The organism is Pseudomonas sp. PS1(2021), assembly GCF_020405165.1.
In the GTDB taxonomy this organism is placed as follows: Bacteria; Pseudomonadota; Gammaproteobacteria; order Pseudomonadales; family Pseudomonadaceae; genus Pseudomonas; species Pseudomonas aeruginosa.
This window is the reverse complement of the sequence record NZ_CP084484.1, coordinates 4,077,028-4,102,408: the sequence shown is the minus strand read 5'-3', so window position 1 is coordinate 4,102,408 and position 25,381 is coordinate 4,077,028. Positions and strand designations below refer to the sequence as shown.

The window sequence follows — 25,381 nt, the reverse complement described above, 5'->3', positions numbered from 1 at the left end:
TCCTGTGGAGTTCTTGTTCTGGCTTACCAGATCGGCAGGGTATAGCTGACGATCAGGCGGTTCTCATCGATGTCGCGGGTGAAATTGGAACGGAAGGTCGCGTTGCGCCAGCGGATTCCGAGGTTCTTCAGCGCGCCGCTCTGGAACACGTACTGCAGTTCGGTGTTGCGTTCCCATTCGCGGCCTTCGCCGCTCTGCCCGGCGAGTTCGACATTGTCGCCCTTGACGTAGCGGGTCATGAAGGTCAGGCCGGGAATGCCGAGGCCGACGAAGTCGTAGTCGTAGCGCAGTTGCCAGGAACGCTCCTTGGGGCCGGCGAAGTCGTTGACCTGGACGAAGTTGACCAGGTACGGGTTGCTGCCTTCCAGGTAGGGGAAGGCGTCGTCGCCGTTCATTCGCTGCCAGGCCGCACCGAAGGCATGGTTGCCAAGGCTGTAGGTGAACATGCCGTTGAGCGACTTGTTGTCGATGCCGCCGGCCTTGGCCGAGCCGCTGTCGGTGCTGCGGGCGAAGCGCAGGTCGCTGGTCAGTTCGCCGGGACCGATCGGCCAGCTGTGCAGCAGGCCGACGAAGTGCTGGCGGTAGACGTCCTGCAGGTTGCTGTAGTGATAGCTGGCGGTGAGTTGGTCGGTGAGCTTGTAGTCCAGTCCGCCGAGGTCGAAGTGATCGGCGCTGACCCCGGCGAAGCGGCCGTTCTTGTCGTTCAGCGCGAGGTCCTCGGAGTCGCTGGAGTCGCGGATCTTGGTCTTTTCCAGGCGCCCGGCGGTGAAGCCGAGGTCCTTGATCTCCTTCGAGGTGAGCAGCGCGCCTTCGAATATCTGCGGGAAGATCCGCCCGTTGTTCGGTTGTACCGATGGCAGCTTCGGAATCAGCGTGCCGACCTTCAGCTCGCTCTGCGAGACCTTGACCTTGGCGGTCAGGCCCAGTTTCGAGTAGGTGTCCGGCGCGCGGCCGTCGGAATCCTTCGGCAGCAGTCCGGTACCGCTGCGGCCGCGGCCGGAGTCGAGCTTGACGCCGAGCATGCCCATGGCGTCGAGGCCGAAGCCGACGGTGCCCTGGGTGTAGCCGGACTGCAGGTTGAGGATGAAGCCTTGCGCCCACTCCTCGCGCTTGGACTGGCCGGGGCCGTCGCGGAAGTCGCGGTTCATGTAGAAGTTGCGGGTTTCCAGGCTGGCCTTGCTGTCTTCGAGGAAGCCGGCGGCGTTGCCCAGGGGCGCGATGCCGGCGAGCACGACGGCGGTGGTGGTCAGGGTGGTGCTGCGGGACGAACGTACAGACCTTGCGGCCTGCGGCAGGGAAGTCGACATGCAGTGGTCTCCGATTCTTGTTCTTGTACGCCGAGCACCACGCTGCAGGGCGTTTTGGCGGACGATCTGCGCCGTCCATCGACTGATCCTAAGACGCCAAGCTTTCGCCAGGCTTTCAGCAATCCCCGGTGGCAGAGAAGCCATTTACCGGAGGGTTTTCCCCGGTACACTTCGCCTCTTGTGCCCTCATCCGGTGGTGGAGAACCGTCCATGCGCATCCTTCTGGTGGAAGATCATCCGCAGCTCGCCGAAAGCGTGGTCCAGGCGCTCAAGGGCGCCGGCTGGACGGTAGACCTGCTGCAGGACGGGGTGGCCGCCGACCTGGCCCTGGCCAGCGAGGAGTACGCCCTGGCGATCCTCGACGTCGGCCTGCCGCGGATGGACGGCTTCGAGGTGCTGGCGCGCCTGCGCGGGCGCGGCAAGACCCTGCCGGTGCTGATGCTGACTGCGCGCGGCGAGGTGAAGGACCGGGTGCACGGCCTCAATCTCGGCGCCGACGACTACCTGGCAAAGCCTTTCGAACTGTCCGAGCTGGAGGCGCGGGTCAAGGCCCTGCTGCGCCGCAGCGTGCTCGGTGGCGAACAGTTGCAGCGCTGCGGCGCCCTGGTCTACGACCTCGGCACCCGGCGCTTCAGCCTCGACGAGCAGCCGCTGACCCTGACCTCGCGGGAACAGGCGGTGCTGGAAGCGATGATCGCCCGTCCGGGGCGGGTGATGAGCAAGGAGCAACTGGCCGCCCAGGTCTTCGGCCTGGACGAGGAGGCCAGCGCCGACGCCATCGAGATCTACGTCCACCGCCTGCGCAAGAAGCTGGAAGGCGGCGCCGTGCGCATCGTCACCTTCCGCGGCCTCGGCTACCTGCTGGAGGCGCAGGGTGACTGATGCCGGCAGCCTGCGCGGAAGGCTGCTGCTGTGGCTGGCCCTGCTCCTGCTGCTGGTGCTCCTGGCGAGCGGCCTGAGCGCCTACTGGAACGGTCGCGAGGTGGCCGACACCGCCTACGACCGGACCTTGCTGGCCTCGGCGCGGGCGATCGCCGACGGGCTCTACGAGAAGGACGGCACCCTGCGCGCCGACGTCCCCTACGTGGCACTGGATACCTTCGCCTACGACAGCGCCGGGCGGATCTTCTACCAGGTCAACGACATCCACGGACGGATGATCTCCGGCTACGAGAATCTTCCGGCGGCACCCGCCGATACCCTGCGCACCGACGACTACCCGGCCCTGGCCAAGTTCTATGACGGCGTCTACCAGGGCGTCGACGTACGCGTGGTGAGCCTGCTGCAACCGGTCAGCGAACCGAGCATGAGCGGCATGGCGGAGATCCGCGTGGCGGAGACCGAAGGCGCCCGCGAGCGCATGGCGCGCAGCCTGATGACCGATACCCTGCTGCGCCTGGGCGTCCTCGGCGTCGGCGCGCTGGTGCTGGTGTGGCTGGCGGTGAGCGCCGCGCTGCGTCCGCTGGATCGCCTGCGCCGCGAGGTGGAAGAGCGCCAGCCGGACGACCTGCGGCCGTTGCCGATGCTCGAGGTCCAGCATGAATTGCGGCCGCTGGTGGAGTCGCTGAACCACTTCACCCAGCGCCTGCGCAGCCTGTTCGAGCGGCAGTCGCAGTTCATCGCCGATGCCGCCCACGAGTTGCGCACCCCGCTGGCGGCGCTCAAGGCGCGCCTGGAACTGGGCCTGCGCGAGCAGGAGCCGGAAGCCTGGCGTTCGACCCTGGAGACCACGGCGAAGAACACCGACCGCCTGATCCACCTGGCCAACCAGCTGCTCTCCCTGGCGCGCATCGAAAGCGGCGCCCAGGCCATCGCCGAGGGTGGCGCCGAGCGTATCGACCTGACCGCCCTGGCCCGGGAGCTGGGCCTGGCGCTGGCGCCGCTGGCCTATGCGCGGGGAGCCTCGCTGGCGCTGGAAAGCGCCGGGCCGGTGTGGATCCAGGGTGAACCGACGCTGCTCAACGAATTGCTCAGCAACCTCCTGGACAACGCGCTGGCGCACACCCCGCAGGGCGGCAACGTGATCCTCAGGGTGCTGGAGGGGGGCGTGCTGGAAGTGGAAGACGATGGTCCGGGAATTCCCGCCGCCGACCGCGAGCGGGTCTTCCAGCGCTTCTACCGGCGCGGCGACAGCCCCGGCAGCGGCCTGGGGCTGGCGATCGTCGGCGAGGTCTGCCGGGCGCACCGGGCGCAGATCCAGCTCGACCAGGGCGAACTGGGTGGCTTGCTGGTGCGGGTGCGCTTCCCGGCGGAGTAGAGCGGGCCTATTGCAGCATGCTGGTGGCGGCTTCCAGGGCGCTGGAGAGGTCCTCGTCTTCCTTCATGTCGACGGTCGGCTCGAGGCCGAGCTTGGCGAACGCCGGGATCTGGCTCCAGTCCAGGCGGGTATAGGGATGCTCGCTGCCAAGGTAGCTCTGCAGGGTGGCGACCTGGACCAGGTCGGTATAGTCGGCGCGCGGCGAGTTGCGGGTGAAGTCCAGGTGCTGGCGCGGGACCTCGGCGATCGGCGCGGGGAAATCCCAGGCCTTGAGGATGCGCTCGCCGATCAGCGGATGGATGCGCTCGATCACGTGGCTCAGGCTGATGGAGTCCGACAGCAGCTCGTTGTGATCCTCGGCGTAGGTGAGGATCGGCAGCACGCCGATCTGGTGCACCAGCCCGGCCAGGGTCGCCTGGTCCGGCGCCAGGCGGGTGTAGTGACGGGCCAGCACGTGGCAGATGCCGGCGATCTCGGTGCTCTTGTTCCAGACTTCGCGCATCTTGCGGTCGACCACGTCGGTGGTGGCCTGGAACATCTGCTCCATGGCCAGGCCGGTGGCCAGGTTGCAGGTGTAGTTGATGCCCAACCGGCTGATCGCCATCTGCAGGTCGGTGATTTCCTTCGGGCTGCGCAGCAGCGGACTGTTCACCACGCGGATGATGCGCGCGGTCAGCGCCGCGTCGTTGCCGATCACCTTGCTCAGGGCCTGGATGCTGACATCCGGGTCCTCCGCCGCCTCGCGGACCTGCAGGGCCACTTCGGGCAGGGTCGGCAGCACCAGTTCATCCTGATCGATGGCGCGGATCAGGTCCTGTTGGACTTTGTCGGCAAGCTTGCTCATGGCATTTCCTTTGAAAACGCAATGGCCGGAGCACGCTGTACGTGCACCGGCCATGGGAATACTGGCGGGCCGTCCGCGGACGGCGAGGCACAGTTTACGGTCAGCGCTGGATTTCGCGGTCGCTGTCCAGCGTGTAAGGCAGATTGAGGAGGACGAGCGGCGCTCCTTCGGCGCTTCCGAGGCTGATCCGGCCGTCGGCGACGGCGTCGTCCTGCAGCACGGCGAGCAATTCCACGCTGTTCTCCGGCGTACGGGCGGCCAGTACCACTTCGCCGACGCTGGTGGAATGGACTGGCGAGAACAGCCCGGTGCCGGGCGCCGGCACCTCGTCTGCGTCCAGCGCCAGGCGATACAGGCGGCGCTTGAGGCGGCCGAGATACTGCATGCGGGCGACGATTTCCTGGCCGGTATAGCAGCCCTTCTTGAAGCTGACCCCGCCGACCGCCTGCAGGTTGATCATCTGTGGGATGAACAGCTCGCGGGTAGCGCCGAACACCTGGCCGATGCCTGCGCGCACCTGGCCGAGCAGCCAATCGTCGAGCGGCGCCTCGCGGCTGTGCTCGCGGAGCGTGGCAAGCACCGCCTCGGCGCGCTGCGCCGGAACCCATAGCTCGACGCGGGCGTCGCCCAGGGCGACGGCGAGCAGGTCGCCGTGGCGGGCGATCCTGCCGCTCTCCGCCGGGGTGTCTATCCCCAGGGCGCGCAGTGCCTCGCTGGCGTCGCGCAAGCCTATGCGGAGCCAGGCTGCGCTCTCGTCGGCAAGGCTGGCCTTGGAGAATACGGCGTATTTCTTCAGGTCCGCCAACTGGGCCTCGAGCAGCTCGCCGGCCATCGCCAGCAGCAGGCCGTCGCCCTCGGGCAGGATGCGGAAGCTCGATAGCAGGCGGCCCTTGATGTTGCAGCGGCCGCCGAGGCTGGAGGTCTCGTCGTTGAGGTAGGCGAGGTTGCAGGTCAGCTGGCCCTGGAGGAACTTGGCGGCGTCAGGGCCGCGGACGGCGAGGATGCCTTCATGGACTAGCGGGGTGTGGAAAGCGGGGTCGGCCATTGCGATGCTGCGCGGTCAGTCAGTCAGGACCGTCATCATAGAACTCGGTCCGAGGCTTGTCAGCGGGCAAGAATGCCTGGCGCATCCGCCTTGACGGTTGTCGGACACTTCCGAGGCCGCCGTCGGCATGGGCCTGCGGCCCGCGCGGATACCCTTGGTTTGCCGGGCAATACGACCAAGGGCGGACGCCGGCAGAGCGACGCCTCGTCATCGGGCCGCGCCATTCGAGCGCAACCGCCCTATAATGCCGGGCGTTTTCGAGGAGCCCGAACATGGCAGATGAAACCGAACTGAAACGACTCTACTGGCACAGCCGTCGCGGCATGCTGGAACTGGATGTGCTGCTGGTGCCTTTCGTGCAGGAGGTTTACCCGGGCCTGGACGCCGAGGACCAGGCGCGCTTCCGCAGGCTGCTGGAGTGCGAGGACCAGGACATGTTCGGTTGGTTCATGCAGCGCGGCGAGCCGGAAGACGCCGACCTGCGGCGGATGGTGCGGATGATCCTGGACCGTGTCCAGCCGGATTGAGCCGTTCGAATGCCGCTGGCGGGTCTCTCCGATCCTGCTGGCGGCGAGCCTGGCACTGTGGGCCCTGGCGCTGCTGTCGATCCTGCTGGCGGCGCTGCCGGTCTGGCTGAAGCCGCCGCTTGCGCTGGTCTGCCTGGCCTACGGTGCCTGGGGGCTGTACCGCCAGGTACTGCTGCGCGGCTCGCGGGCCTTCCGCGGCGTGCGCCATGACGAGCGGGGCTGGCAGCTGTGGAGCGCCGGAAGCGGCTGGCAAGCGGTGCAATTGCGCCCTGACAGCCTGGCGTTGCCCTGGCTGATCGTACTGCGCGTGCGCCTGCCGGGCCGCTGGCGCATCCTTGGCTGCTGTATCCCGGCCGATGCATTGGGCGCCGACAGCCATCGGCGCCTGCGTGTCCGCCTGCGCTTCAGTCGCCGTAGATGGGCGGCACCAGGATAGTGTCGCGGGCTTCGGGCAGCAGGTCCGGATAATCCAGCGTGTAGTGCAGGCCCCGGCTTTCGCGGCGCTGCATGGCCGAGCGGATGATCAGTTCGGCGACCAGTGCCAGGTTGCGCAACTCGATCAGGTCGCGGCTGACCTTGTAGTTGCTGTAGAACTCGTCGATCTCGCTGAGCAGCAGGCGTACCCGGTGCTGGGCGCGCTGAAGGCGCTTGTTGGTGCGCACGATACCGACGTAGTCCCACATGAAACGCCGCAGTTCGTCCCAGTTGTGCGCGATGATCACGTCCTCGTCGGAGTCGGTGACCTGGCTGGCGTCCCAGCTCGGCAGGCTTTCCGGCACGGGCGTGCCGGGCAGGCGCTGGAGCATGTCGGCGGCGGCAGAGCGGGCATAGACGAAGCATTCCAGCAGCGAATTGCTGGCCATGCGGTTGGCGCCGTGCAGGCCGGTGAAGGTGGTTTCGCCGATGGCGTAGAGGCCCGGCACGTCGGTATGCCCGTGCTGGTCGACGAGCACGCCGCCGCAGGTATAGTGAGCGGCCGGCACTACCGGGATCGGTTGCTGGGTAATGTCGATGCCGAAGTCCAGGCAGCGCTCGTAGACGGTGGGGAAGTGCGCCTTGATGAACTCGGCCGGCTTGTGGCTGATGTCCAGGTAGACACAGTCGATCCCCAGACGCTTCATTTCATGGTCGATGGCGCGGGCCACGATGTCTCGGGGCGCCAGCTCGCCACGCGGGTCGAAGCGCGGCATGAAACGCTCGCCATTGGGCAGGCGGAGCAGGGCGCCTTCGCCGCGCAATGCCTCGGTGATGAGGAAACTCTTGGCCTGCGGGTGGTACAGGCAGGTCGGGTGGAACTGGTTGAACTCCAGGTTGCCGACCCGGCAGCCGGCGCGCCAGGCCATGGCGATGCCGTCGCCGGAGTTGCCGTCGGGATTGCTGGTATAAAGGTAGACCTTGCTCGCGCCACCGGAGGCCAGCACGGTGAAGCGGGCACGGAAGGTATCGACTTCGCCGCTTTCCCGATTCAGCACGTAGGCGCCCAGGCAGCGCTTGCTCGGCAGGCCTAGCTTGCGCTCGGTGATCAGGTCGACCGCCACCCGCTGCGACAGCAACTCGATGTTCGGTCGCCGCCGGGCCTGGGCCAGCAAGGTATTGAAGATCGCGGCGCCGGTGGCGTCGGCGGCATGGATGATGCGCCGGTGGCTGTGCCCGCCTTCGCGGGTCAGGTGGTATTCGAAGCTGCCTTCCTCGTGGTTGTGCTGCTCGTCGCGGGTGAAGGGCACCCCCTGTTCGATCAGCCACTGGATCGCTTCGCGGCTATGCTCCACGGTGAAGCGCACCGCATCCTCGCGGCACAGGCCGCCACCGGCGACCAGGGTGTCCTCGACGTGGGATTCCACGGTGTCGGTATCGTCCAGCACGGCGGCCACGCCGCCCTGGGCCCAGTAGGTCGAGCCCTGCGACAGTTCGCCCTTGCTGAGGACGGCGATGCGCAGGTGTTCCGGAAGGGTCAAGGCCAGACTCAGGCCGGCGGCGCCGCTGCCGATGACCAGTACATCGTGTTGATAATGTTGGCTCATGCCCGCATTTCCCCGTGGTGGAGCCCTAGTATATAGAAGGGCCTGGCGGCACAATAGCGCACCCCCGCTGCCGGTCCGGCGGATGAGCTGCGGGCCTGTCATCGGCAGGCGTCATCAGAGCGGGGCGATGTAGTGCTGGAACTTTCTTAGACGCATCGGTTCCAAAGCAGGATGCCTGAAGACCTCGTCCGGTTGGCCTACCCAGCGGCACAGAGGCCGGGCCCTGAGCCCGATGCAATCCATTTTCGCGGGGCCCGGACACGATGTCCGGGGCCGCACGTCACGAGCGAGGAAAAAACTCGTGACGCATGCTTGGAGGGGAGAACTTTTGCAAGAAGCCCGAGTCTATCTTGGCAAGACGATTCGCTGGGACGCTCGAAGCTCCTCCAGGTTCGAAGAGGAGCTTTCATGCTAACCCAGGAACAGGATCAGCAACTGGTTGAACGGGTACAGCGCGGAGACAAGCGGGCTTTCGATCTGCTGGTACTGAAATACCAGCACAAGATACTGGGATTGATCGTGCGGTTCGTGCACGACGCCCAGGAAGCCCAGGACGTAGCGCAGGAAGCCTTCATCAAGGCATACCGTGCGCTCGGCAATTTCCGCGGCGATAGTGCTTTTTATACCTGGCTGTATCGGATCGCCATCAACACCGCGAAGAACCATCTGGTCGCTCGCGGGCGTCGGCCACCGGACAGCGATGTGACCGCAGAGGATGCGGAGTTCTTCGAGGGCGACCACGCCCTGAAGGACATCGAATCGCCGGAACGGGCGATGTTGCGGGATGAGATCGAGGCCACCGTGCACCAGACCATCCAGCAGTTGCCCGAGGATTTGCGCACGGCCCTGACCCTGCGCGAGTTCGAAGGTTTGAGTTACGAAGATATCGCCACCGTGATGCAGTGTCCGGTGGGGACGGTACGGTCGCGGATCTTCCGCGCTCGTGAAGCAATCGACAAAGCTCTGCAGCCTTTGTTGCGAGAAGCCTGACACAGCGGCAAATGCCAAGAGAGGTATCGCTATGAGTCGTGAAGCCCTGCAGGAAACTCTGTCCGCTGTGATGGATAACGAAGCGGATGAACTCGAGTTGCGGCGGGTGCTCGCAGCTTGCGGCGAGGATGCCGAGCTGCGTTCCACCTGGTCGCGTTACCAGTTGGCGCGGTCCGTCATGCACCGCGAGCCTACCCTGCCGAAGCTGGATATCGCTGCGGCGGTCTCTGCTGCCCTGGCCGACGAGGCCGCTCCGCCGAAAGCGGAGAAGGGACCGTGGCGGATGGTCGGTCGCCTGGCGGTCGCTGCCTCGGTGACCCTGGCGGTGCTGGCCGGCGTGCGTCTGTACAACCAGAACGACGCCCTGCCGCAGATGGCGCAACAGGGGACCACCCCGCAGATCGCCCTGCCTCAGGTGAAAGGCCCGGCCGTGCTGGCCGGCTACAGCGAAGAGCAGGGGGCGCCGCAGGTGATCACCAACTCCTCGTCCAGCGATACCCGCTGGCATGAGCAGCGTCTGCCGATCTACCTGCGTCAGCACGTGCAACAATCCGCCGTCAGTGGTACAGAGAGCGCGCTGCCCTACGCTCGGGCAGCCAGCCTGGAAAACCGCTGAGGAGAGACATGCGCACCACCTCCCTGTTGCTTTTGCTTGGCAGCCTGATGGCGGTTCCCGCCACTCAGGCTGCCGACGCTTCCGACTGGCTGAATCGTCTCGCCGAGGCCGATCGCCAGAACAGTTTCCAAGGCACCTTCGTCTACGAGCGCAATGGCAGCTTCTCCACCCATGAGATCTGGCATCGCGTGGAGAGCGATGGTGCGGTTCGCGAGCGCCTGCTCCAGCTCGACGGCGCGCGCCAGGAAGTGGTCCGGGTCGACGGGCGCACCCAGTGCATCAGCGGCGGCCTTGCCGACCAACTGGCCGATGCCCAGCTGTGGCCGGTGCGCAAGTTCGATCCCTCCCAGCTGGCTTCCTGGTACGACCTGCGCCTGGTCGGCGAATCCCGTGTCGCCGGCCGCCCGGCAGTGGTCCTTGCGGTGACTCCGCGCGACCAGCATCGCTACGGCTTCGAGCTGCACCTGGACCGCGACACCGGCCTGCCGTTGAAGTCGCTGCTGCTGAACGAGAAGGGGCAGTTGCTCGAGCGCTTCCAGTTCACCCAGTTGAATACCGGCGCGGCACCTGCCGAAGACCAGTTGCAGGCGGGCGCCGAATGCCAGGTCGTCGGCCCGGCCAAGGCCGACGGCGAGAAGACCGTGGCCTGGCGCTCGGAATGGCTGCCGCCAGGTTTCACCCTGACCCGCAGTTTCATGCGTCGCAGTCCGGTCACCCCCGATCCGGTCGCCTGCCTGACCTATGGCGATGGCCTGGCACGATTCTCGGTGTTCATCGAGCCGCTGCACGGTGCCATGGTTGGCGACGCGCGCAGCCAGCTCGGCCCGACCGTGGTGGTTTCCAAGCGCCTGCAGACCGATGACGGCGGCCAGATGGTGACCGTCGTCGGCGAAGTGCCGCTGGGCACCGCCGAGCGGGTGGCGCTGTCCATCCGGCCCGAGGCCGCCGCCCAGAAATGATCGAGGAGCAGGGGCGAGTGGTGGCGACCGAGCCGGGAGCGGTATGGGTCGAGACCGTGCGCCGCAGTACCTGCTCGTCCTGCTCGGCCAATGCCGGTTGCGGCCAGGGGCTGATGCAGCGCCTGGGCGTCGGCGCGGGGCGTGCCCGGGTGCGCGCGTTGAGCGACCTGAGCCTGCGGGTCGGCGATGCGGTCGTCCTAGGAATTCATGAAGACCTGTTGTTGCGCGCCTCCGTCCTCTTCTATCTTTTCCCTCTGCTCGGGTTTTTCGTGGCAGCATTGCTGGCGACCCGGGCGGGCCTTGTCGAACCTCTGATCATCGTGTCCGGGCTGGCGGGTTTGCTGGCGGCCTGGCTATTGGTGCGTCGGCATGCTCGTCGTCATGCCGATGATCCAGCCTCGCAGCCGGTGGTTCTGCGAGCGCTGATTTCCGGGCCGTCCGATTCGGCCTGAGTCTTTCTCTTCCCTCGAACATCACGGGAGCTGTAGTCGATGCATACCCTAAAACGCTGTATGGCTGCGATGGTGGCCTTGCTGGCCTTGAGCCTGGCGATGACGGCCCGGGCAGAACTGCCGGACTTCACGCCTTTGGTCGAACAGGCGTCGCCGGCGGTGGTGAATATCAGTACGCGGCAGAAGCTGCCGGATCGCGCCATGGCGCGCGGGCAGCTGTCTATCCCCGACCTCGAAGGGCTGCCGCCGATGTTCCGCGACTTCCTCGAGCGCAGCATCCCGCAGGTTCCGCGCAATCCGCGCGGCCAGCAGCGCGAGGCGCAATCGCTGGGTTCCGGCTTCATCATCTCCAACGACGGCTACATCCTCACCAACAATCACGTCGTGGCCGATGCCGACGAGATCCTGGTGCGCCTGTCCGACCGTAGCGAGCACAAGGCCAAGTTGATCGGCGCGGACCCGCGCAGCGACGTGGCGGTGCTGAAGATCGAGGCGAAGAACCTGCCGACCCTGAAACTGGGCGATTCGAACAAGCTGAAAGTGGGCGAATGGGTCCTGGCCATCGGTTCGCCGTTCGGCTTCGATCACTCGGTCACCGCCGGTATCGTCAGTGCCAAGGGGCGTAGCCTGCCGAACGAGAGCTACGTACCCTTCATCCAGACCGACGTGGCGATCAACCCGGGTAACTCCGGCGGTCCGCTGCTGAACCTGCAGGGCGAAGTGGTCGGCATCAACTCGCAGATCTTCACCCGTTCCGGCGGCTTCATGGGCCTGTCCTTCGCCATTCCGATCGATGTCGCGCTGAACGTCGCCGACCAGTTGAAGAAAGCCGGCAAGGTCAGTCGCGGCTGGCTGGGCGTGGTGATCCAGGAAGTGAACAAGGATCTCGCCGAGTCCTTCGGCCTCGACAAGCCGTCCGGCGCGCTGGTGGCGCAACTGGTGGAAGACGGCCCGGCGGCCAAGGGTGGCCTGCAGGTGGGCGATGTGATCCTCAGCCTGAACGGCCAGTCGATCAACGAGTCCGCCGACCTGCCGCACCTGGTGGGCAACATGAAGCCGGGCGACAAGATCAACCTGGACGTGATTCGCAACGGCCAGCGCAAGTCCCTGAGCATGGCGGTAGGCAGCCTTCCGGACGACGACGAGGAAATCGCCTCGATGGGCGCTCCGGGCGCCGAGCGCAGCAGCAACCGCCTGGGCGTGACCGTCGCCGACCTGACCGCCGAGCAGCGCAAGAGCCTGGATATCCAGGGCGGCGTGGTGATCAAGGAAGTCCAGGACGGTCCGGCCGCGGTCATCGGCCTGCGTCCGGGCGATGTCATCACCCACCTGGACAACAAGGCGGTGACCTCGACCAAGGTCTTCGCCGACGTGGCCAAGGCCCTGCCGAAGAACCGTTCGGTTTCGATGCGGGTGCTGCGCCAGGGACGCGCCAGCTTCATTACCTTCAAGCTGGCCGAATAAGCCGGCTGGCGAAAAAAGGGCGGTTTCCACCGCCCTTTTTCATGCCCGTCAATCCGTTACCTGCGTGACGCCTTGCCCGAGCATCAGGTAAACTCCCCGGCTATTTTTCGGCGGATTGCCGCCCTTGCCCTTTTCGAGTGTGTTGAGCCGTGAGCGACCTGAGCCATATCCGCAATTTCTCCATCATTGCCCATATCGACCATGGCAAGTCGACGCTGGCCGATCGCTTCATCCAGATGTGCGGCGGCCTCTCCGATCGCGAAATGGAGGCCCAGGTCCTGGACTCCATGGACCTGGAGCGCGAGCGCGGGATCACCATCAAGGCCCACAGCGTGACCCTGCACTACAAGGCGCAGGACGGTAAGACCTACCAGCTCAACTTCATCGATACCCCCGGCCACGTCGACTTCACCTACGAAGTCAGCCGCTCGCTGGCCGCCTGCGAGGGCGCGTTGCTGGTAGTGGACGCCGGCCAGGGCGTCGAGGCGCAGTCCGTCGCCAACTGCTACACCGCCATCGAGCAGGGGCTGGAAGTGATGCCCGTGCTGAACAAGATGGACCTGCCCCAGGCCGAGCCGGAGCGGGTGAAAGAGGAAATCGAGAGCATCATCGGCATCGACGCCACCGACGCCGTGGCCTGCAGCGCCAAGAGCGGGATGGGCGTGCTGGAGGTGCTGGAGCGCCTGGTGACCGCCATCCCCGCCCCGGAAGGCGAGATCGAGGCGCCGCTGCAGGCGCTGATCATCGACTCCTGGTTCGACAACTACCTCGGCGTGGTCTCGCTGGTACGGGTGAAGAACGGCCGGGTGAAGAAGGGCGACAAGATCCTGGTGAAGTCCACCGGCAAGGTCCACCAGGTGGACAGCGTCGGGGTATTCACTCCGAAGCACACCGAGACCGTCGACCTGAAGGCGGGCGAGGTGGGCTTCATCATCGCCGGTATCAAGGATATCCACGGCGCGCCGGTGGGCGATACACTGACCCTGAACAACACGCCGGACGTCGAGGTCCTGCCGGGCTTCAAGCGGGTCAAGCCGCAGGTCTACGCGGGCCTGTTCCCGGTCAGCTCGGACGATTTCGAGGACTTCCGCGACGCCCTGCAGAAACTGACCCTCAACGACTCGTCGCTGCAATACGAGCCGGAAAGCTCCGAAGCCCTGGGCTTCGGCTTCCGTTGCGGCTTCCTCGGCATGCTGCACATGGAGATCATCCAGGAGCGCCTGGAGCGCGAATACGACCTGGACCTGATCACCACCGCGCCCACGGTGGTCTTCGAGATCGTGCAGAAGAACGGCGAGATCATCTACGTCGACAACCCGTCCAAGCTCCCGGACCTGGCGTCGATCCAGGAAATGCGCGAACCGATCTGCCGCGCCACCATCCTGGTGCCCAAGGACCACCTGGGCAACGTGATCACCCTGTGCATCGAGAAGCGCGGCGTGCAGCGCGACATGCACTTCCTCAGCGGCCAGGTGCAGGTGGTCTACGACCTGCCGATGAACGAGGTGGTGCTCGACTTCTTCGATCGCCTCAAGTCCACCAGCCGCGGCTATGCTTCCCTGGACTACAGCTTCGATCGTTTCGAGCCGTCCAACCTGGTTCGTCTCGACGTGCTGATCAATGGCGAGAAGGTCGACGCCCTCGCCCTGATCGTCCACCGCGACAACGCCCCCTACAAGGGCCGCCAGCTGGTGGAGAAAATGAAGGAACTGATCCCGCGGCAGATGTTCGACGTGGCGATCCAGGCAGCCATCGGTGGGCAGATCATCGCCCGCTCGACGGTCAAGGCGCTCAGGAAGAACGTGCTGGCCAAGTGTTACGGTGGCGACGTGAGCCGTAAACGCAAGCTGCTGGAGAAGCAGAAGGCTGGTAAGAAAAGGATGAAGCAGGTCGGTAGCGTGGAAATTCCCCAGGAAGCCTTCCTCGCCGTGCTCAAAGTGGATAGCTAGAACCCATGACACTCAATTTCCCGTTGTTGCTGGTCATCGCCGTGGCTGTATGCGGCGCCCTGGCCCTGGTCGACCTGGTGCTGTTCGCGCCGCGTCGGCGGGCCGCGATCTCTTCCTACGAAGGGCAGGTGAACGAGCCCGATCCGGCGGTGCTGGAGAAGCTCAACAAGGAACCGCTGCTGGTGGAGTACGGCAAGTCGTTCTTCCCGGTGCTGTTCATCGTGCTGGTGCTGCGTTCCTTCCTGGTCGAACCGTTCCAGATTCCCTCGGGGTCGATGAAACCTACCCTCGAGGTCGGCGATTTCATCCTGGTCAACAAGTTCGCCTACGGTATCCGCCTGCCGGTGCTGGACACCAAGGTGATCCCGATCGGCGACCCGCAGCGCGGCGATGTCATGGTGTTCCGCTATCCCAGCGAACCTAACATCAACTACATCAAGCGCGTGGTCGGCCTGCCCGGCGACACCGTGCGCTATACCAAGGAAAAGCGCCTGTACGTCAACGGCGAGCTGGTGGCGGAGAAACTGGTCGGCGAGGAACCGGGCACCCTGGGCAGCGTGACCCTGTACCAGGAGAAGCTGGGCCAGGCCGAGCACCTGATCCGCAAGGAAATGAGCCGCTATCGCATTGAGCCCGACCGCCAGTGGACCATTCCCGCCGGCCACTACTTCATGATGGGCGACAACCGCGACAACTCCAACGACAGCCGCTACTGGAACGATCCGAAGATCCCCAAGGATCTGCTGGGCATGGTTCCGGACCGCAATATCGTCGGCAAGGCCTTCGCTGTATGGATGAGCTGGCCCGATCCGAAGATGAGCAACCTGCCGAACTTCTCCCGGGTCGGCGTGATTCACTGACCTGTGCGCAGGTTCGCCACGCGGAAGGGCGCTCCTGCTGAATAATCGCGAAGCGGGGCTGCTCCCGAGGGCAGCCCCGCTTTCACTTCCGCGAACGCCGCCGCAGGGCCCTGCCCGATGGCGTTACCGCTCGCTGGACGGAATAACTACACTGACATGAGGTCCGACATGAGGTTCGCGCGTTCGCAGAAGGGGATGTCCCTGCTGGGGTGGCTGGTGGTGCTGGGCGTGGTGGCGTTCTTCGCCAGCGCCGCGTTCAAGATCATCCCGCACTACATGGATTACTACTCGCTGGAGAAGGTGATCACTTCCGTGGAGACCGACAAGGCGGCCGAGGTGCGTTCCGTGCCGGAGTTCTACAGCTACGTCGGCAAGGGGATGCAGATCAACGGCATCCGCAACCTGGACCTGGAGAAGGCCCTGGAGGTGCAACTGGAAGACAACCAATTCCGGGCGCACCTGAAATATGAAAAACGCGAGCCACTGATCAGCAACATCGACCTGGTGGTCCACTTCGACAAAGAATTCCGTGTACGCATGCCGTGAGTAATTCGCTGGACCGACTCGAGCGCAAGCTCGGCTATACCTTCAAAGACCGGGACCTGATGGTCCTGGCCCTGACCCATCGCAGCTACGCCGGGCGCAACAACGAGCGCCTGGAGTTCCTCGGTGACGCCATTCTCAACTTCGTCATCGGCGAGGCGCTGTTCCACCACTTCCCGCAGGCTCGCGAAGGCCAGCTTTCGCGCCTGCGCGCGCGATTGGTCAAGGGCGAGACCCTGGCCCTGCTGGCGCGCGGCTTCGAGGTGGGCGACTACCTGCGGCTGGGCTCGGGCGAGCTGAAGAGCGGCGGGTTCCGCCGCGAGTCGATCCTTGCCGATGCGATGGAAGCCCTGATCGGCGCCATCTACCTGGATACCGGCATGGACTCCGCGCGCGAGCGGATCATCGCCTGGCTCGGACCGCAACTGCGCGAGCTGACCCCGGTGGACACCAACAAGGACCCCAAGACCCGCCTGCAGGAGTTCCTGCAGTCGCGTGGCTGCGACCTGCCGCGCTACGAGGTGGTGGATATCCAGGGCGAACCCCATTGCCGGACCTTCTTCGTCGATTGCGAAGTGGCCCTGCTGAGCGACAAGACCCACGGGCACGGCGGCAGCCGCCGCATCGCCGAGCAGGTGGCCGCGGCCGCCGCGCTGGTGGCCCTGGGCGTGGAGAATGGCCATGACTGACATGCACGACGACATCCCCGCCGGCAGCCGTTGCGGCTACGTGGCGATCGTGGGCCGCCCCAACGTGGGCAAGTCCACCCTGCTCAACCACATCCTCGGGCAGAAGCTGGCGATCACCTCGCGCAAGCCGCAGACCACCCGCCACAACATGCTCGGGATCAAGACCGAGGGCGAGGTGCAGGCCGTCTACGTCGATACGCCCGGCCTGCACAAGAGCGGCGAGAAGGCCCTCAACCGCTACATGAACCGTACCGCCAGCGCGGCATTGAAGGATGTCGACGTGGTGATCTTCGTGGTCGACCGCACCCGCTGGACCGAAGAGGACCAGATGGTCCTGGAGCGCGTGCAGTACGTCAGTTGCCCGGTGCTGATCGCGGTGAACAAGACCGACCGCATCGAGGAAAAGGCCGACCTGCTGCCGCACCTCGAATGGCTCACCCAGCAGTTGCCGAAGGCCGAGGTAGTACCGATCTCGGCGCAGCACGGGACCAACCTGGACGTGCTGGAGAAGCTGGTCGCCGAGCGTCTGCCGGAAAGCGAGCACTTCTTCCCCGAAGACCAGATCACCGACCGCAGCAGCCGCTTCCTGGCCGCCGAGCTGGTCCGCGAGAAGATCATGCGCCAGCTCGGCGCCGAGCTGCCCTACCAGATCACCGTGGAGATCGAGGAGTTCAAGCAGGAAGGTCGCATCCTGCATATCCATGCGCTGATCCTGGTGGAGCGCGAGGGGCAGAAGAAGATCATCATCGGCGACAAGGGCGAGCGGATCAAAAGCATCGGCCAGAACGCGCGCAAAGACATGGAAGTGCTGTTCGACTCCAAGGTCATGCTCAACCTCTGGGTCAAGGTCAAGGGCGGCTGGTCCGACGACGAGCGCGCCCTGCGCTCGCTGGGCTACGGCGACCTCTGACCGTTCCCGGCAGCCCGGCGCCAGCCGGGCGCCATCCCTCTCGCGCCCGGTCGACCCGCCATGTCCTTCGCCGCCGCCCAAGCCACCTACGTGCTGCATAGCCGGCCGTACAAGGAAACCAGCGCCCTGGTGGACTTCTTCACCCCGCTGGGTCGCCTGCGCGCGGTCCTGCGCGGCGCCCGCGGCAAGGCTGGCGCCCTGGCGCGGCCATTCGTGCCGCTGGAAGCGGAGTGGCGCGGGCGCGGCGAACTGAAGACCGTGGCCCGCCTGGAAAGCGCCGGTGTTCCCAACCTGCTCAATGGCCAGGCGCTGTTCAGCGGTCTCTACCTCAACGAGCTGTTGATCCGCCTGTTGCCGGCGGAAGACCCGCAGCCGGAAATCTTCGCCCACTACGCCGCGACCCTGCCGCTGCTGGCGGCGGGGCGCCCCATCGAACCGCTGCTGCGCGCGTTCGAATGGCGCCTGCTGGAGCAACTGGGCTATGGTTTCGCTCTCGATGTCGACATCGATGGGCGCCCGATCGAGCCGCAGGCGTTGTACCAGCTTTTGCCAGAGGCCGGCCTGGAGCCGGTGGCGCAGCTGCAACCCGGGCTGTTCCAGGGCTCCGAACTGTTATCCATGGCCGACGCCGACTGGAGCGCCCCCGGCGCCCTGGCGGCGGCCAAGCGCCTGATGCGCCAGGCGCTCGCTCCCCATCTGGGCGGCCGGCCGCTGGTCAGCCGCGAGCTGTTCATGAACCGTAAGGAGTCACCCCGTGACTGAAGCCACTCGAATTCTGCTCGGCGTGAACATCGATCACGTCGCCACCCTGCGCCAGGCCCGGGGCACCCGCTATCCGGACCCGGTGAAGGCCGCCCTGGACGCCGAGGAAGCCGGCGCCGACGGTATCACCGTGCACCTGCGCGAGGACCGCCGGCATATCCAGGAACGCGACGTGCGAGTGCTCAAGGAAGTACTGCAGACGCGGATGAACTTCGAGATGGGGGTCACCGAGGAAATGCTCGCCTTCGCCGAGGAGATCCGGCCGGCGCATAGCTGCCTGGTCCCCGAGCGCCGCGAGGAACTGACCACCGAGGGCGGCCTCGACGTCGCCGGCCAGGAACAGCGCATCCGCGACGCGGTGCGACGCCTGGCTGCGGTGGGCAGCGAAGTGTCGCTGTTCATCGATCCCGATCCGCGGCAGATCGAGGCCTCCGCCCGGGTCGGCGCGCCGGCTATCGAACTGCATACCGGTCGCTACGCCGACGCCGAAGACCCCGAGGAGCAGGCCCGTGAACTGCAGCGGGTACGCGAGGGCGTGGCCCTCGGGCGTTCCCTCGGCCTGATCGTCAACGCCGGGCATGGCCTGCACTACCACAATGTCGAGCCGGTCGCGGCCATCGACGGCATCAACGAGCTGAACATCGGCCACGCCATCGTCGCCCACGCCCTGTTCGTCGGCTTCAGGCAGGCGGTGGCCGAGATGAAAGCGCTGATGCTGGCCGCGGCGACCAAGCGCTGAGGCAATCGCGCCCCGCTTCCCGTCGACCTGCGGGGCGGATGAAAGCAAAAAAAAGCCCATCCGAGGATGGGCTTTTCCCTATTCGCTGTCAGGGCTTGCGCGCCACCAGCGTGGCGCGCATCGGTGCCGGCAGGCCTTCGACGGTTCGCGAACGGTCCTGCGGATCGAGGAATTCCGGCAGCGACTGGAAACGCATCCATTCGGTGGAGCGTTGTTCCTCGACGCTGGTCAGGCTGACGTCGACGCAGCGCGCGTCGGCGAACCCGGCGCGGCGCAGCCAGAGCTCCAGGGCTGCTACCGAGGGCAGGAACCAGACGTTGCGCATCTGCGCGTAGCGGTCCTCGGGCACCAGCACGGTGCTGGCGTCGCCTTCCACCACCAGGGTCTCCAGGACCAGTTCGCCGCCGCGCTTCAGGCAGTCCTTGAGCGCCAGCAGGTGGTCGATGGGCGAGCGACGGTGATAGAGCACGCCCATGGAGAATACCGTGTCGAAGCCTTCGAGCTTCTCCGGCAGGTCTTCCAGGGCCAGCGGCAGGTGCCAGGCCGGCAGCTCCGGCAGGTAGCGCTTGGCGGCGAGGAACTGGCAGAGGAACAGCCAGTTCGGATCGACCCCGACCACGCTTTCCGCGCCGGCGCCGAGCATGCGCCACTGGTAGTAGCCGTTGCCGCAGCCGACGTCGAGGACGCGTTTGCCACGCAGTTCGACATGTGGCGAGACACGCTCCCATTTCCAGTCGGAACGCCATTCGGTATCGACCTGTACGCCGAAGAAGTCGAACGGCCCCTTGCGCCAGGGAATCAGCCCTTGCAGCGCTTCCTTCACCTGCGCTTGCAGCGCCGCATCGTGGTCGCTGTGCAGGGCGAAGCGCTGGGCCAGTTCGACCTTCGGCGCGGGCACCTGGGGCAGGCGCTGGACCGCGCTCCACCAACGGGCCAGGTCGCCGTGGCCTTCCTCGATGCGCGCGGCGATCTGCGCGGGCAGGCTGGTCGCCCAGCCGTACAGCGGAGAGCCGGCGAGGTGTCGCTGGAGGGCGTCGAGGGCGAGGTGCTGGATCATGGCAGGGCGATCATCGAGGCGAAGTTGAGACACTGGAACCATTGGCTGACCCGGCTGAAGCCGGCGGCCAGCAGCCGTTCACGGTGTTCCTCGAAGGTGTCGGGGAGCATGACGTTTTCCAGCGCGCTGCGCTTCTGCGCGATCTCCAGCTCGCTGTAGCCGTTGGCACGCTTGAAGGCGATGTGCAGGTCGGTGAGCAGCGCGTGCTCCTGCGCATCGGCGAAGCGCAGTTTCTCCGAGAGGATCAGCGCGCCGCCGGGCAGCAGTGCCTGGCGGATCCTGCGCAGCAGGCCGAGGCGCTGGTCGGGGGCGACGAACTGCAGGGTGAAGTTCATCGCCACCAGCGAGGTGGGTTGCAGGTCCAGGGCGAGAATGTCGGCCTCGATCAGCTCGACCGGCAGCAGCTCCTGGTACATGGCGTCCTGGGCATGCAGGTATTCACTGCAGCGCTCGATCATCGCGTGCGAGTTGTCCACCCCGATCACCCGGCAGCCGTCGTTGCGGACGTGGCGGCGTAGCGACTGGGTGACCGCGCCGAGCGAGCAGCCGAGGTCGTAGAGCACGCTGTTCGGCTGGGCGAACTGCGCGCCGAGTACGCCGATGTTCTCGACGATGGTGGGGTAGCCCGGCACGGAGCGCTTGATCATGTCGGGGAACACGCGCACCACGTCTTCGTTGAACACGAAGTCGGCGACACGTTGCTGGGGTTGGGCGAACAGGCGATCGGACTCGCTCACGCGGGTGACCTCGGGCATCACGGCTTTTCAGGGGGCCGAATTGTAGCCGAGGGATGAGCGTCGCCCAACTGCGCGGCGACGATTCACCCATGCGCGCAGGCGAATCACCTGAGCTTGTCGGAGAAGTACTCTCCCGCGCCCTGCAGCGGACCCAGCGGGTTCTTCTTGTCTTCCAGGCGATGGATGTTCGGTTCGCCGTTGCTGACCTTGTGCACCAGCACGTCGTTGACGAAGACGAACACCGCCTTGAACGACCAGCCCTGCAACTCCCGTTTCTTGCGGAAGTTGAACACGTCCGCCCAGAAGCTGCCGACCCGCTGGGTGTCGGTCTTGCTGAAATCGAAGGCGTAGCCGATGCAACGGTCCTTCGCTTCCAGGCATTGCACCAGGCCGCCCGGCAGGTAATCGATGGGGATGTTCGGCTGGATGAACATGAGCCGCACGTCGATGAACGACAGCATGCGGCCGTTGCCCTGGGTCAATGGATCGAAACCCAGCCCGAACAGCTGCGAACGGGTCGTGCTGCCGGGTTGCGCCTGGGAATAGCGCAGTTCGGCATCGAGGTAGTCGACGAAGGGGGATTGGACTTCCGCTCGTTCGCTGGGCAGCAGGCTGCCGCAGGAGGAAACGAAGACAGTGGATGCCCAGAGCAGTGAGTAACGAAGAGCGGTGCCCATGACGCGCCTCCTTTCGGTGCCGTCGTAGATTGAGTAATAGACGACGCCAAAAAGGCCTGCCGGAATTTATTCAATCGGCTGAAAGCAGCGTGGTTGCTGGTCTGGCGGCGGATTTCCGGCGGCCCGGAAAGTCATTCGAAAGAAAGCCTATAGCGCTCGCCGAGGACCTTCAGGTTGCCTTCGCGACGCAGTTGGCGTAGCCCTTCGTCGAGTTCCGCGAGACGCGCGTCGACCTCCGGCAGGTGCGGGCTGAGGCCGACGTGCAGCGGCTGCCGCCCGGGTAGTTCGCCGGCGCGGCGGATCTGTCCGGCGAGCTGCGGATGATGCTCCAGGTAGTGCTCGATGATGTCGCGGTCTTCCAATAGCACGTCGATGCGGCCGAGCAGCAGTTTCTGCAGGTTGCGCGGCAGCACGCGCTCGCCGCCGAGGACCTGCAGGTGCAGGTCGTCGTCGCCGGCCTGGCTGCGCCAGGCTTCGAAGCGCGGATTGTTCACGTAGCCCTGGGCGAGGCCCAGGCGCTGGCCGAGCAGGGATGCATCGCCGGAGTAGTGCCAGTCGCTGTCGTGGCGGGTATAGAAGGCCAGCCCGACCCAGCCGATGGGCTCGCTGCCGACCCGCAGGCCGTCGAGTCCATAGGCGCCGACCAGGCCGTCGCGATGGCCGTCGCGGACCATCTGCACGGCGCGCGGCCAGGGCAGGCTGTCGAAGTGCGGTGGCTCCCGAAGGACCTGGCTGAGCGCCTCGACCAGGTAGCCGGGCCGCTGCGGCGTGCCAGGGCACAGGTAGGGGCAGCCGTCGTCGCCTGCGAAGCGCAACGGTTCGGCCAGCGAGAGCAGAGGAGCGGCGCAGGACAGGGCGAGCAGGACGAAGGAGGCGCGGAGCATGGAGTCCTCAGGGCGACGGGGCCTGTCAGGATAGGCCAGGTCGCCACGGCGCAGGACGTCGGTCTTCGTACAGAATGTGTCCGCCGCGGGCAGCGGTTTCAGCGCACCTGGATCGCGCAGGAAAAGCTTTCCGCCGGTTCCGCGTCCTTTTCCCAGGGCCGCCGGTAGACCAGTTCCAGGCGGTCGTCGCCGCTGGCGGCGACGCGGAAGCGCCAGGTCGATTCGCCGCCGTTGCCAACCAGGCCGCTGTCTTCTTCGGAATTGCTGTAGACCTCCGGGCCAAGGCGCTTGAGCACGCTGGCAGCAGGGTTGCGCAGTTCCCAGCGGAAGCCGGTGGTGGGATTGCTCGGCAGGGTCAGCACCAGTTCCTGGCCTTGCGTCAGCTTCAGCGGCGAACAGTCGTCGGCGTCTTCCAGGGTGACCACCGGCTTCTGTTGCCCGGCGCAGCCGGCCAGGACCACGATGGACAATGGCAGCAGCAGACGGGAGGGGGAAAAGGACATGCAGCGCTCCTCGGCTCGAATGGAAAGGGCGCCAGCATAAACCTTGCTGGCGCCCGAGTGCCAAGGTTGGCGCGGCGGACGGCCGAACCGGTCGGCCATCCGCCGCCGGCTCAGGCCGGGAACAGCACCTTGGCCACGTCGCCGTAGCGCTTGGCGAAATGCACGGTCAGCCCTTCCCTGAGATAGTCGGGCAACTCTTCGAAGTGGCCGCGGTTGGCTTCCGGCAGGATCAGCTCGAAGATCTTCTGCCGGCGCGCGGCGATCACCTTCTCGCGGACCCCGCCGATGGGCAGGACCTGGCCGGTCAGGGTCAGTTCGCCGGTCATCGCCACGCCTTTCTTCGGCACCTGGTTGCGCGCCAGGGAGAGCAGGGCGCTGGCCATGGTGACGCCGGCGCTGGGACCGTCCTTGGGCGTGGCACCTTCCGGCACGTGCAGGTGGACGAACGCCTGGTCGAAGAAGGTCGGGTCGCCGCCATACTTCTTCAGGTGCGAGCCGATGTAGCTATAGGCGATCTCGGCGGATTCCTTCATCACGTCGCCGAGCTGGCCGGTGAGCTTGAAGCCACGGTTCAGCGTGTGGATGCGGGTCGCCTCGATCGGCAGGGTGGCGCCGCCCATGCTGGTCCAGGCCAGCCCGGTGATCACGCCGATCCCGGAAAGCACCTGCTCGCTGCGGAACACCGGCATGCCGAGGTAGTCCTCGAGGTCCCTGGGACCGATCTTCACCTTCGACTCGGGATCCTCCAGCAGTTTGACCACCGACTTGCGCACCAGCTTGCCGAGCTGTTTCTCCAACTGGCGCACCCCGGCTTCCCGCGCATAGCCCTCGATCACCGCGCGCAGCGCGGCATCGCTGATGCTCAGGCGGCCCTTGGGTACGCCGGCCTTTTCCAACTGCTTGGGCCACAGGTGGCGCTTGGCGATGGCCAGTTTTTCCTCGGAGATGTAGCCGGACAGGCGGATCACTTCCATCCGGTCGAGGAGCGGTCCGGGGATCGAGTCGAGGGTGTTGGCGGTGCAGACGAACAGCACCTTGGACAGGTCCAGGCGCAGGTCCAGGTAGTGGTCGAGGAATTCGACGTTCTGCTCCGGGTCGAGGGTTTCCAGCAGCGCCGAGGCCGGGTCGCCCTGGTAGCTGGCGCCGAGCTTGTCGATCTCGTCGAGCATGATCACCGGGTTCATCACCTCGACTTCCTTCAACGCCTGCACCAGCTTGCCGGGCAGGGCGCCGATGTAGGTGCGGCGGTGGCCCTTGATCTCCGCCTCGTCGCGCATGCCGCCGACGCTGAAACGGTAGAACGGCCGGCCGAGGCTCTCGGCGATGGATTTGCCGATGCTGGTCTTGCCCACTCCCGGCGGGCCGACCAGGAGCACGATGGAGCCGGCGATCTCGCCCTTGAAACTACCCACGGCGAGGAACTCGAGGATGCGATCCTTGATGTCGTCGAGGCCCGCGTGATGCTTGTCGAGGACCTTGCGCGCATGCTTGAGGTCGAGCTTGTCCTTGCCGTACACGCCCCAGGGCAGGGCTGTGGCCCAGTCCAGGTAGTTGCGGGTGACGGCGTACTCGGGCGAGCCGCTCTCGAGGATCGACAGCTTGTTCAGCTCTTCGTCGATACGCTTGCGCGCCTGCTCGGGCAGCACCTTGCCTTCCAGGCGGGCGCGGAATTCGTCGGCGTCGGCGCTCTTGTCGTCCTTGGTGATGCCCAGCTCCTGCTGGATGATCTTCAACTGTTCCTTGAGGAAGAATTCGCGCTGGTGTTCGCCGATCTTGCGGTTGACCTCGGCGGACAGTTCCTTCTGCAGGCGCGCGACTTCCACTTCCTTGCGCAGCAGCGGCAAGACCTTCTCCATCCGCTTGAGGATCGGCACGGTGTCCAGCACTTCCTGCAGTTCGCCGCCGGGCGCGGTGGTCAGGGCCGCGGCGAAGTCGGTGAGTGGCGACGGGTCGTTGGGACTGAAGCGGTTCAGGTAGTTCTTCAGTTCCTCGCTGTACAGCGGATTGAGCGGCAGCAGCTCCTTGATCGCGTTGATCAGGGCCATGCCGTAGGCCTTCACTTCGTCACTGGGATCGATCGGGGTCTTCGGATAGTCCACCTCCACCATGAACGGCGGACGATGGCGCTTGATCCAGCCCCGGATACGCACCCGCGACAGGCCCTGGGCGACGAACTGCAGCTTGCCGCCCTCGCGCGAGGCATGGTGCACTCGGACCAGCGTGCCGTGCTCGGGCAGGCTGTTGACGTCGAAGTGGCGCGGGTCTTCCGGAGGATTGTCCATGAAGAACAGGGCCAGCGAATGGTGGTCGGTCTTGGCCACCAGTTCGAGGGTTTCCGCCCAGGGTTCTTCGTTGACGATCACCGGCAGCACCTGCGCCGGGAAGAACGGGCGGTTGTGGATCGGGATCACGTAGAGGGTGGTCGGCAGGGTCTGGCCGGGCAGCACCAGGCCGGTGCCGGCGGGCTGCGCGTCGCTGATGTGTTCGGGATTAACGTCCTGGTCGCTCATGAGGCACCTGACTGACTGAAACATGAGAGTCTAGATGGGGCCCCGGGGGCGGGTTTCAATCCCTGTCCGTTCAAGGATG

General features: G+C 65.8%; 26 protein-coding genes. 16 read left to right on the top strand and 10 right to left on the bottom strand.

What is annotated here, in order from left to right; all coding sequences use genetic code 11:
• Positions 1-23: 23 nt before the first annotated feature.
• Complete coding sequence (locus LE197_RS19725; RefSeq protein ID WP_003114177.1) at positions 24-1,307, bottom strand: OprD family porin; 1,284 nt, start codon at positions 1,305-1,307, stop codon at positions 24-26.
• Between the two features lie 210 nt (positions 1,308-1,517).
• Between LE197_RS19725 and LE197_RS19720 the strand changes: the two genes are divergently transcribed.
• Together LE197_RS19720 and LE197_RS19715 are read left to right on the top strand one after the other, a co-directional pair.
• The gene (locus tag LE197_RS19720; protein WP_003085524.1) at positions 1,518-2,189 is read left to right on the top strand and encodes a response regulator; all 672 of its coding nucleotides are present in this window, start codon (positions 1,518-1,520) and stop codon (positions 2,187-2,189) included.
• A complete protein-coding gene (locus tag LE197_RS19715; RefSeq protein WP_003101943.1) occupies positions 2,182-3,564 on the top strand; it encodes a sensor histidine kinase in 1,383 nt (460 codons plus the stop codon). Before LE197_RS19720 ends, LE197_RS19715 begins: the two co-directional genes overlap by 8 nt.
• Before the next feature lie 7 nt (positions 3,565-3,571).
• Here the strand turns inward: LE197_RS19715 and LE197_RS19710 are convergent, their stop codons facing one another.
• Together LE197_RS19710 and LE197_RS19705 are read right to left on the bottom strand one after the other, a co-directional pair.
• Positions 3,572-4,408 carry an HDOD domain-containing protein gene (locus tag LE197_RS19710; protein ID WP_003085528.1) on the bottom strand — a complete coding sequence of 279 codons (837 nt, stop codon included), beginning with the start codon at positions 4,406-4,408 and terminating at the stop codon, positions 3,572-3,574.
• A 100-nt stretch (positions 4,409-4,508) separates the two neighbouring features.
• Positions 4,509-5,453 (bottom strand): YgfZ/GcvT domain-containing protein, encoded by a 945-nt coding sequence (locus LE197_RS19705; RefSeq protein WP_003101947.1) that lies wholly within the window; start codon positions 5,451-5,453, stop codon positions 4,509-4,511.
• A gap of 272 nt (positions 5,454-5,725) precedes the next feature.
• Here LE197_RS19705 and LE197_RS19700 point away from each other — a divergent pair, with 272 nt between their 5' ends.
• Both LE197_RS19700 and LE197_RS19695 read left to right on the top strand, forming a co-directional pair.
• Entirely contained in the window at positions 5,726-5,980 is a 255-nt protein-coding gene (locus tag LE197_RS19700) for a succinate dehydrogenase assembly factor 2 (protein WP_003145753.1), read from the top strand.
• The gene (locus LE197_RS19695; protein ID WP_003114181.1) at positions 5,964-6,416 is read left to right on the top strand and encodes a protein YgfX; all 453 of its coding nucleotides are present in this window, start codon (positions 5,964-5,966) and stop codon (positions 6,414-6,416) included. Before LE197_RS19700 ends, LE197_RS19695 begins: the two co-directional genes overlap by 17 nt.
• On the opposite strand, the gene nadB is transcribed toward LE197_RS19695, so the two are convergent.
• Positions 6,385-8,001: an L-aspartate oxidase gene (gene nadB, locus LE197_RS19690; RefSeq protein ID WP_003101954.1), complete on the bottom strand. Its 1,617-nt coding sequence runs from the start codon at positions 7,999-8,001 to the stop codon at positions 6,385-6,387. The two genes, LE197_RS19695 and nadB, sit on opposite strands and share 32 nt — an antisense overlap.
• 408 nt (positions 8,002-8,409) lie before the next feature.
• Here nadB and rpoE point away from each other — a divergent pair, with 408 nt between their 5' ends.
• From rpoE to pdxJ, 12 genes are all read left to right on the top strand, one after another.
• Complete coding sequence (rpoE, locus tag LE197_RS19685; RefSeq protein WP_003085543.1) at positions 8,410-8,991, top strand: RNA polymerase sigma factor RpoE; 582 nt, start codon at positions 8,410-8,412, stop codon at positions 8,989-8,991.
• A gap of 31 nt (positions 8,992-9,022) precedes the next feature.
• A complete protein-coding gene (gene mucA, locus LE197_RS19680; protein ID WP_003101958.1) occupies positions 9,023-9,607 on the top strand; it encodes an anti-sigma factor MucA in 585 nt (194 codons plus the stop codon).
• Positions 9,608-9,615: 8 nt separating this feature from the next.
• Positions 9,616-10,566: a sigma factor AlgU regulator MucB gene (mucB, locus tag LE197_RS19675; protein WP_003101960.1), complete on the top strand. Its 951-nt coding sequence runs from the start codon at positions 9,616-9,618 to the stop codon at positions 10,564-10,566.
• Positions 10,563-11,018: an alginate biosynthesis regulator MucC gene (gene mucC, locus LE197_RS19670; protein WP_003110245.1), complete on the top strand. Its 456-nt coding sequence runs from the start codon at positions 10,563-10,565 to the stop codon at positions 11,016-11,018. Before mucB ends, mucC begins: the two co-directional genes overlap by 4 nt.
• Positions 11,019-11,057: 39 nt before the next feature.
• Positions 11,058-12,482, top strand: a complete 1,425-nt coding sequence (mucD, locus tag LE197_RS19665) for a serine protease MucD (protein WP_003114183.1) — start codon at positions 11,058-11,060, stop codon at positions 12,480-12,482.
• Between the two features lie 149 nt (positions 12,483-12,631).
• Entirely contained in the window at positions 12,632-14,431 is a 1,800-nt protein-coding gene (gene lepA, locus LE197_RS19660) for a translation elongation factor 4 (protein ID WP_003085555.1), read from the top strand.
• Between the two features lie 5 nt (positions 14,432-14,436).
• Positions 14,437-15,291 (top strand): signal peptidase I, encoded by an 855-nt coding sequence (lepB, locus tag LE197_RS19655; protein WP_003101969.1) that lies wholly within the window; start codon positions 14,437-14,439, stop codon positions 15,289-15,291.
• A gap of 168 nt (positions 15,292-15,459) precedes the next feature.
• A complete protein-coding gene (locus LE197_RS19650; RefSeq protein ID WP_003085562.1) occupies positions 15,460-15,837 on the top strand; it encodes a DUF4845 domain-containing protein in 378 nt (125 codons plus the stop codon).
• Entirely contained in the window at positions 15,834-16,523 is a 690-nt protein-coding gene (gene rnc, locus LE197_RS19645; RefSeq protein ID WP_003085565.1) for a ribonuclease III, read from the top strand. The genes LE197_RS19650 and rnc overlap by 4 nt, the downstream gene beginning before the upstream one ends.
• Positions 16,516-17,433 (top strand): GTPase Era, encoded by a 918-nt coding sequence (gene era / locus LE197_RS19640; protein WP_003085566.1) that lies wholly within the window; start codon positions 16,516-16,518, stop codon positions 17,431-17,433. Before rnc ends, era begins: the two co-directional genes overlap by 8 nt.
• Before the next feature lie 60 nt (positions 17,434-17,493).
• Positions 17,494-18,195, top strand: a complete 702-nt coding sequence (recO, locus tag LE197_RS19635) for a DNA repair protein RecO (protein ID WP_003101972.1) — start codon at positions 17,494-17,496, stop codon at positions 18,193-18,195.
• Positions 18,188-18,934: a pyridoxine 5'-phosphate synthase gene (gene pdxJ, locus LE197_RS19630; RefSeq protein ID WP_003101974.1), complete on the top strand. Its 747-nt coding sequence runs from the start codon at positions 18,188-18,190 to the stop codon at positions 18,932-18,934. The genes recO and pdxJ overlap by 8 nt, the downstream gene beginning before the upstream one ends.
• Before the next feature lie 88 nt (positions 18,935-19,022).
• On the opposite strand, the gene cmoB is transcribed toward pdxJ, so the two are convergent.
• From cmoB to lon, 6 genes are all read right to left on the bottom strand, one after another.
• Positions 19,023-19,991, bottom strand: coding sequence for a tRNA 5-methoxyuridine(34)/uridine 5-oxyacetic acid(34) synthase CmoB (gene cmoB, locus LE197_RS19625; protein ID WP_003085573.1), 969 nt, complete (start codon positions 19,989-19,991; stop codon positions 19,023-19,025).
• Positions 19,988-20,728 carry a carboxy-S-adenosyl-L-methionine synthase CmoA gene (gene cmoA, locus LE197_RS19620; RefSeq protein WP_003123029.1) on the bottom strand — a complete coding sequence of 247 codons (741 nt, stop codon included), beginning with the start codon at positions 20,726-20,728 and terminating at the stop codon, positions 19,988-19,990. Before cmoA ends, cmoB begins: the two co-directional genes overlap by 4 nt.
• A gap of 104 nt (positions 20,729-20,832) precedes the next feature.
• On the bottom strand, positions 20,833-21,405 hold the full coding sequence (locus LE197_RS19615) for a hypothetical protein (RefSeq protein ID WP_003085577.1): 573 nt from the start codon (positions 21,403-21,405) through the stop codon (positions 20,833-20,835).
• A gap of 131 nt (positions 21,406-21,536) precedes the next feature.
• Positions 21,537-22,289 (bottom strand): substrate-binding periplasmic protein, encoded by a 753-nt coding sequence (locus LE197_RS19610; protein WP_226033696.1) that lies wholly within the window; start codon positions 22,287-22,289, stop codon positions 21,537-21,539.
• Positions 22,290-22,387: 98 nt separating this feature from the next.
• The gene (locus tag LE197_RS19605) at positions 22,388-22,792 is read right to left on the bottom strand and encodes a protease inhibitor I42 family protein (protein WP_023109144.1); all 405 of its coding nucleotides are present in this window, start codon (positions 22,790-22,792) and stop codon (positions 22,388-22,390) included.
• A gap of 110 nt (positions 22,793-22,902) precedes the next feature.
• On the bottom strand, positions 22,903-25,302 hold the full coding sequence (gene lon, locus LE197_RS19600) for an endopeptidase La (protein WP_003101982.1): 2,400 nt from the start codon (positions 25,300-25,302) through the stop codon (positions 22,903-22,905).
• Positions 25,303-25,381: the final 79 nt, after the last annotated feature.

Excerpts from the sequence above, each read along its gene's own strand:
- LE197_RS19725 (WP_003114177.1), bottom strand. The coding sequence starts at position 1,307 with ATGTCGACTTCCCTGCCGCAGGCCGCAAGGTCTGTACGTTCGTCCCGC.
- LE197_RS19720 (WP_003085524.1), top strand. The coding sequence starts at position 1,518 with ATGCGCATCCTTCTGGTGGAAGATCATCCGCAGCTCGCCGAAAGCGTG.
- LE197_RS19710 (WP_003085528.1), bottom strand. The coding sequence starts at position 4,408 with ATGAGCAAGCTTGCCGACAAAGTCCAACAGGACCTGATCCGCGCCATC.
- LE197_RS19705 (WP_003101947.1), bottom strand. The coding sequence starts at position 5,453 with ATGGCCGACCCCGCTTTCCACACCCCGCTAGTCCATGAAGGCATCCTC.
- LE197_RS19700 (WP_003145753.1), top strand. The coding sequence starts at position 5,726 with ATGGCAGATGAAACCGAACTGAAACGACTCTACTGGCACAGCCGTCGC.
- nadB (WP_003101954.1), bottom strand. The coding sequence starts at position 8,001 with ATGAGCCAACATTATCAACACGATGTACTGGTCATCGGCAGCGGCGCC.
- rpoE (WP_003085543.1), top strand. The coding sequence starts at position 8,410 with ATGCTAACCCAGGAACAGGATCAGCAACTGGTTGAACGGGTACAGCGC.
- mucA (WP_003101958.1), top strand. The coding sequence starts at position 9,023 with ATGAGTCGTGAAGCCCTGCAGGAAACTCTGTCCGCTGTGATGGATAAC.
- mucB (WP_003101960.1), top strand. The coding sequence starts at position 9,616 with ATGCGCACCACCTCCCTGTTGCTTTTGCTTGGCAGCCTGATGGCGGTT.
- mucC (WP_003110245.1), top strand. The coding sequence starts at position 10,563 with ATGATCGAGGAGCAGGGGCGAGTGGTGGCGACCGAGCCGGGAGCGGTA.
- mucD (WP_003114183.1), top strand. The coding sequence starts at position 11,058 with ATGCATACCCTAAAACGCTGTATGGCTGCGATGGTGGCCTTGCTGGCC.
- lepB (WP_003101969.1), top strand. The coding sequence starts at position 14,437 with ATGACACTCAATTTCCCGTTGTTGCTGGTCATCGCCGTGGCTGTATGC.
- LE197_RS19650 (WP_003085562.1), top strand. The coding sequence starts at position 15,460 with ATGAGGTTCGCGCGTTCGCAGAAGGGGATGTCCCTGCTGGGGTGGCTG.
- era (WP_003085566.1), top strand. The coding sequence starts at position 16,516 with ATGACTGACATGCACGACGACATCCCCGCCGGCAGCCGTTGCGGCTAC.
- recO (WP_003101972.1), top strand. The coding sequence starts at position 17,494 with ATGTCCTTCGCCGCCGCCCAAGCCACCTACGTGCTGCATAGCCGGCCG.
- cmoB (WP_003085573.1), bottom strand. The coding sequence starts at position 19,991 with ATGATCCAGCACCTCGCCCTCGACGCCCTCCAGCGACACCTCGCCGGC.
- LE197_RS19615 (WP_003085577.1), bottom strand. The coding sequence starts at position 21,405 with ATGGGCACCGCTCTTCGTTACTCACTGCTCTGGGCATCCACTGTCTTC.
- LE197_RS19610 (WP_226033696.1), bottom strand. The coding sequence starts at position 22,289 with ATGCTCCGCGCCTCCTTCGTCCTGCTCGCCCTGTCCTGCGCCGCTCCT.
- LE197_RS19605 (WP_023109144.1), bottom strand. The coding sequence starts at position 22,792 with ATGTCCTTTTCCCCCTCCCGTCTGCTGCTGCCATTGTCCATCGTGGTC.
- lon (WP_003101982.1), bottom strand. The coding sequence starts at position 25,302 with ATGAGCGACCAGGACGTTAATCCCGAACACATCAGCGACGCGCAGCCC.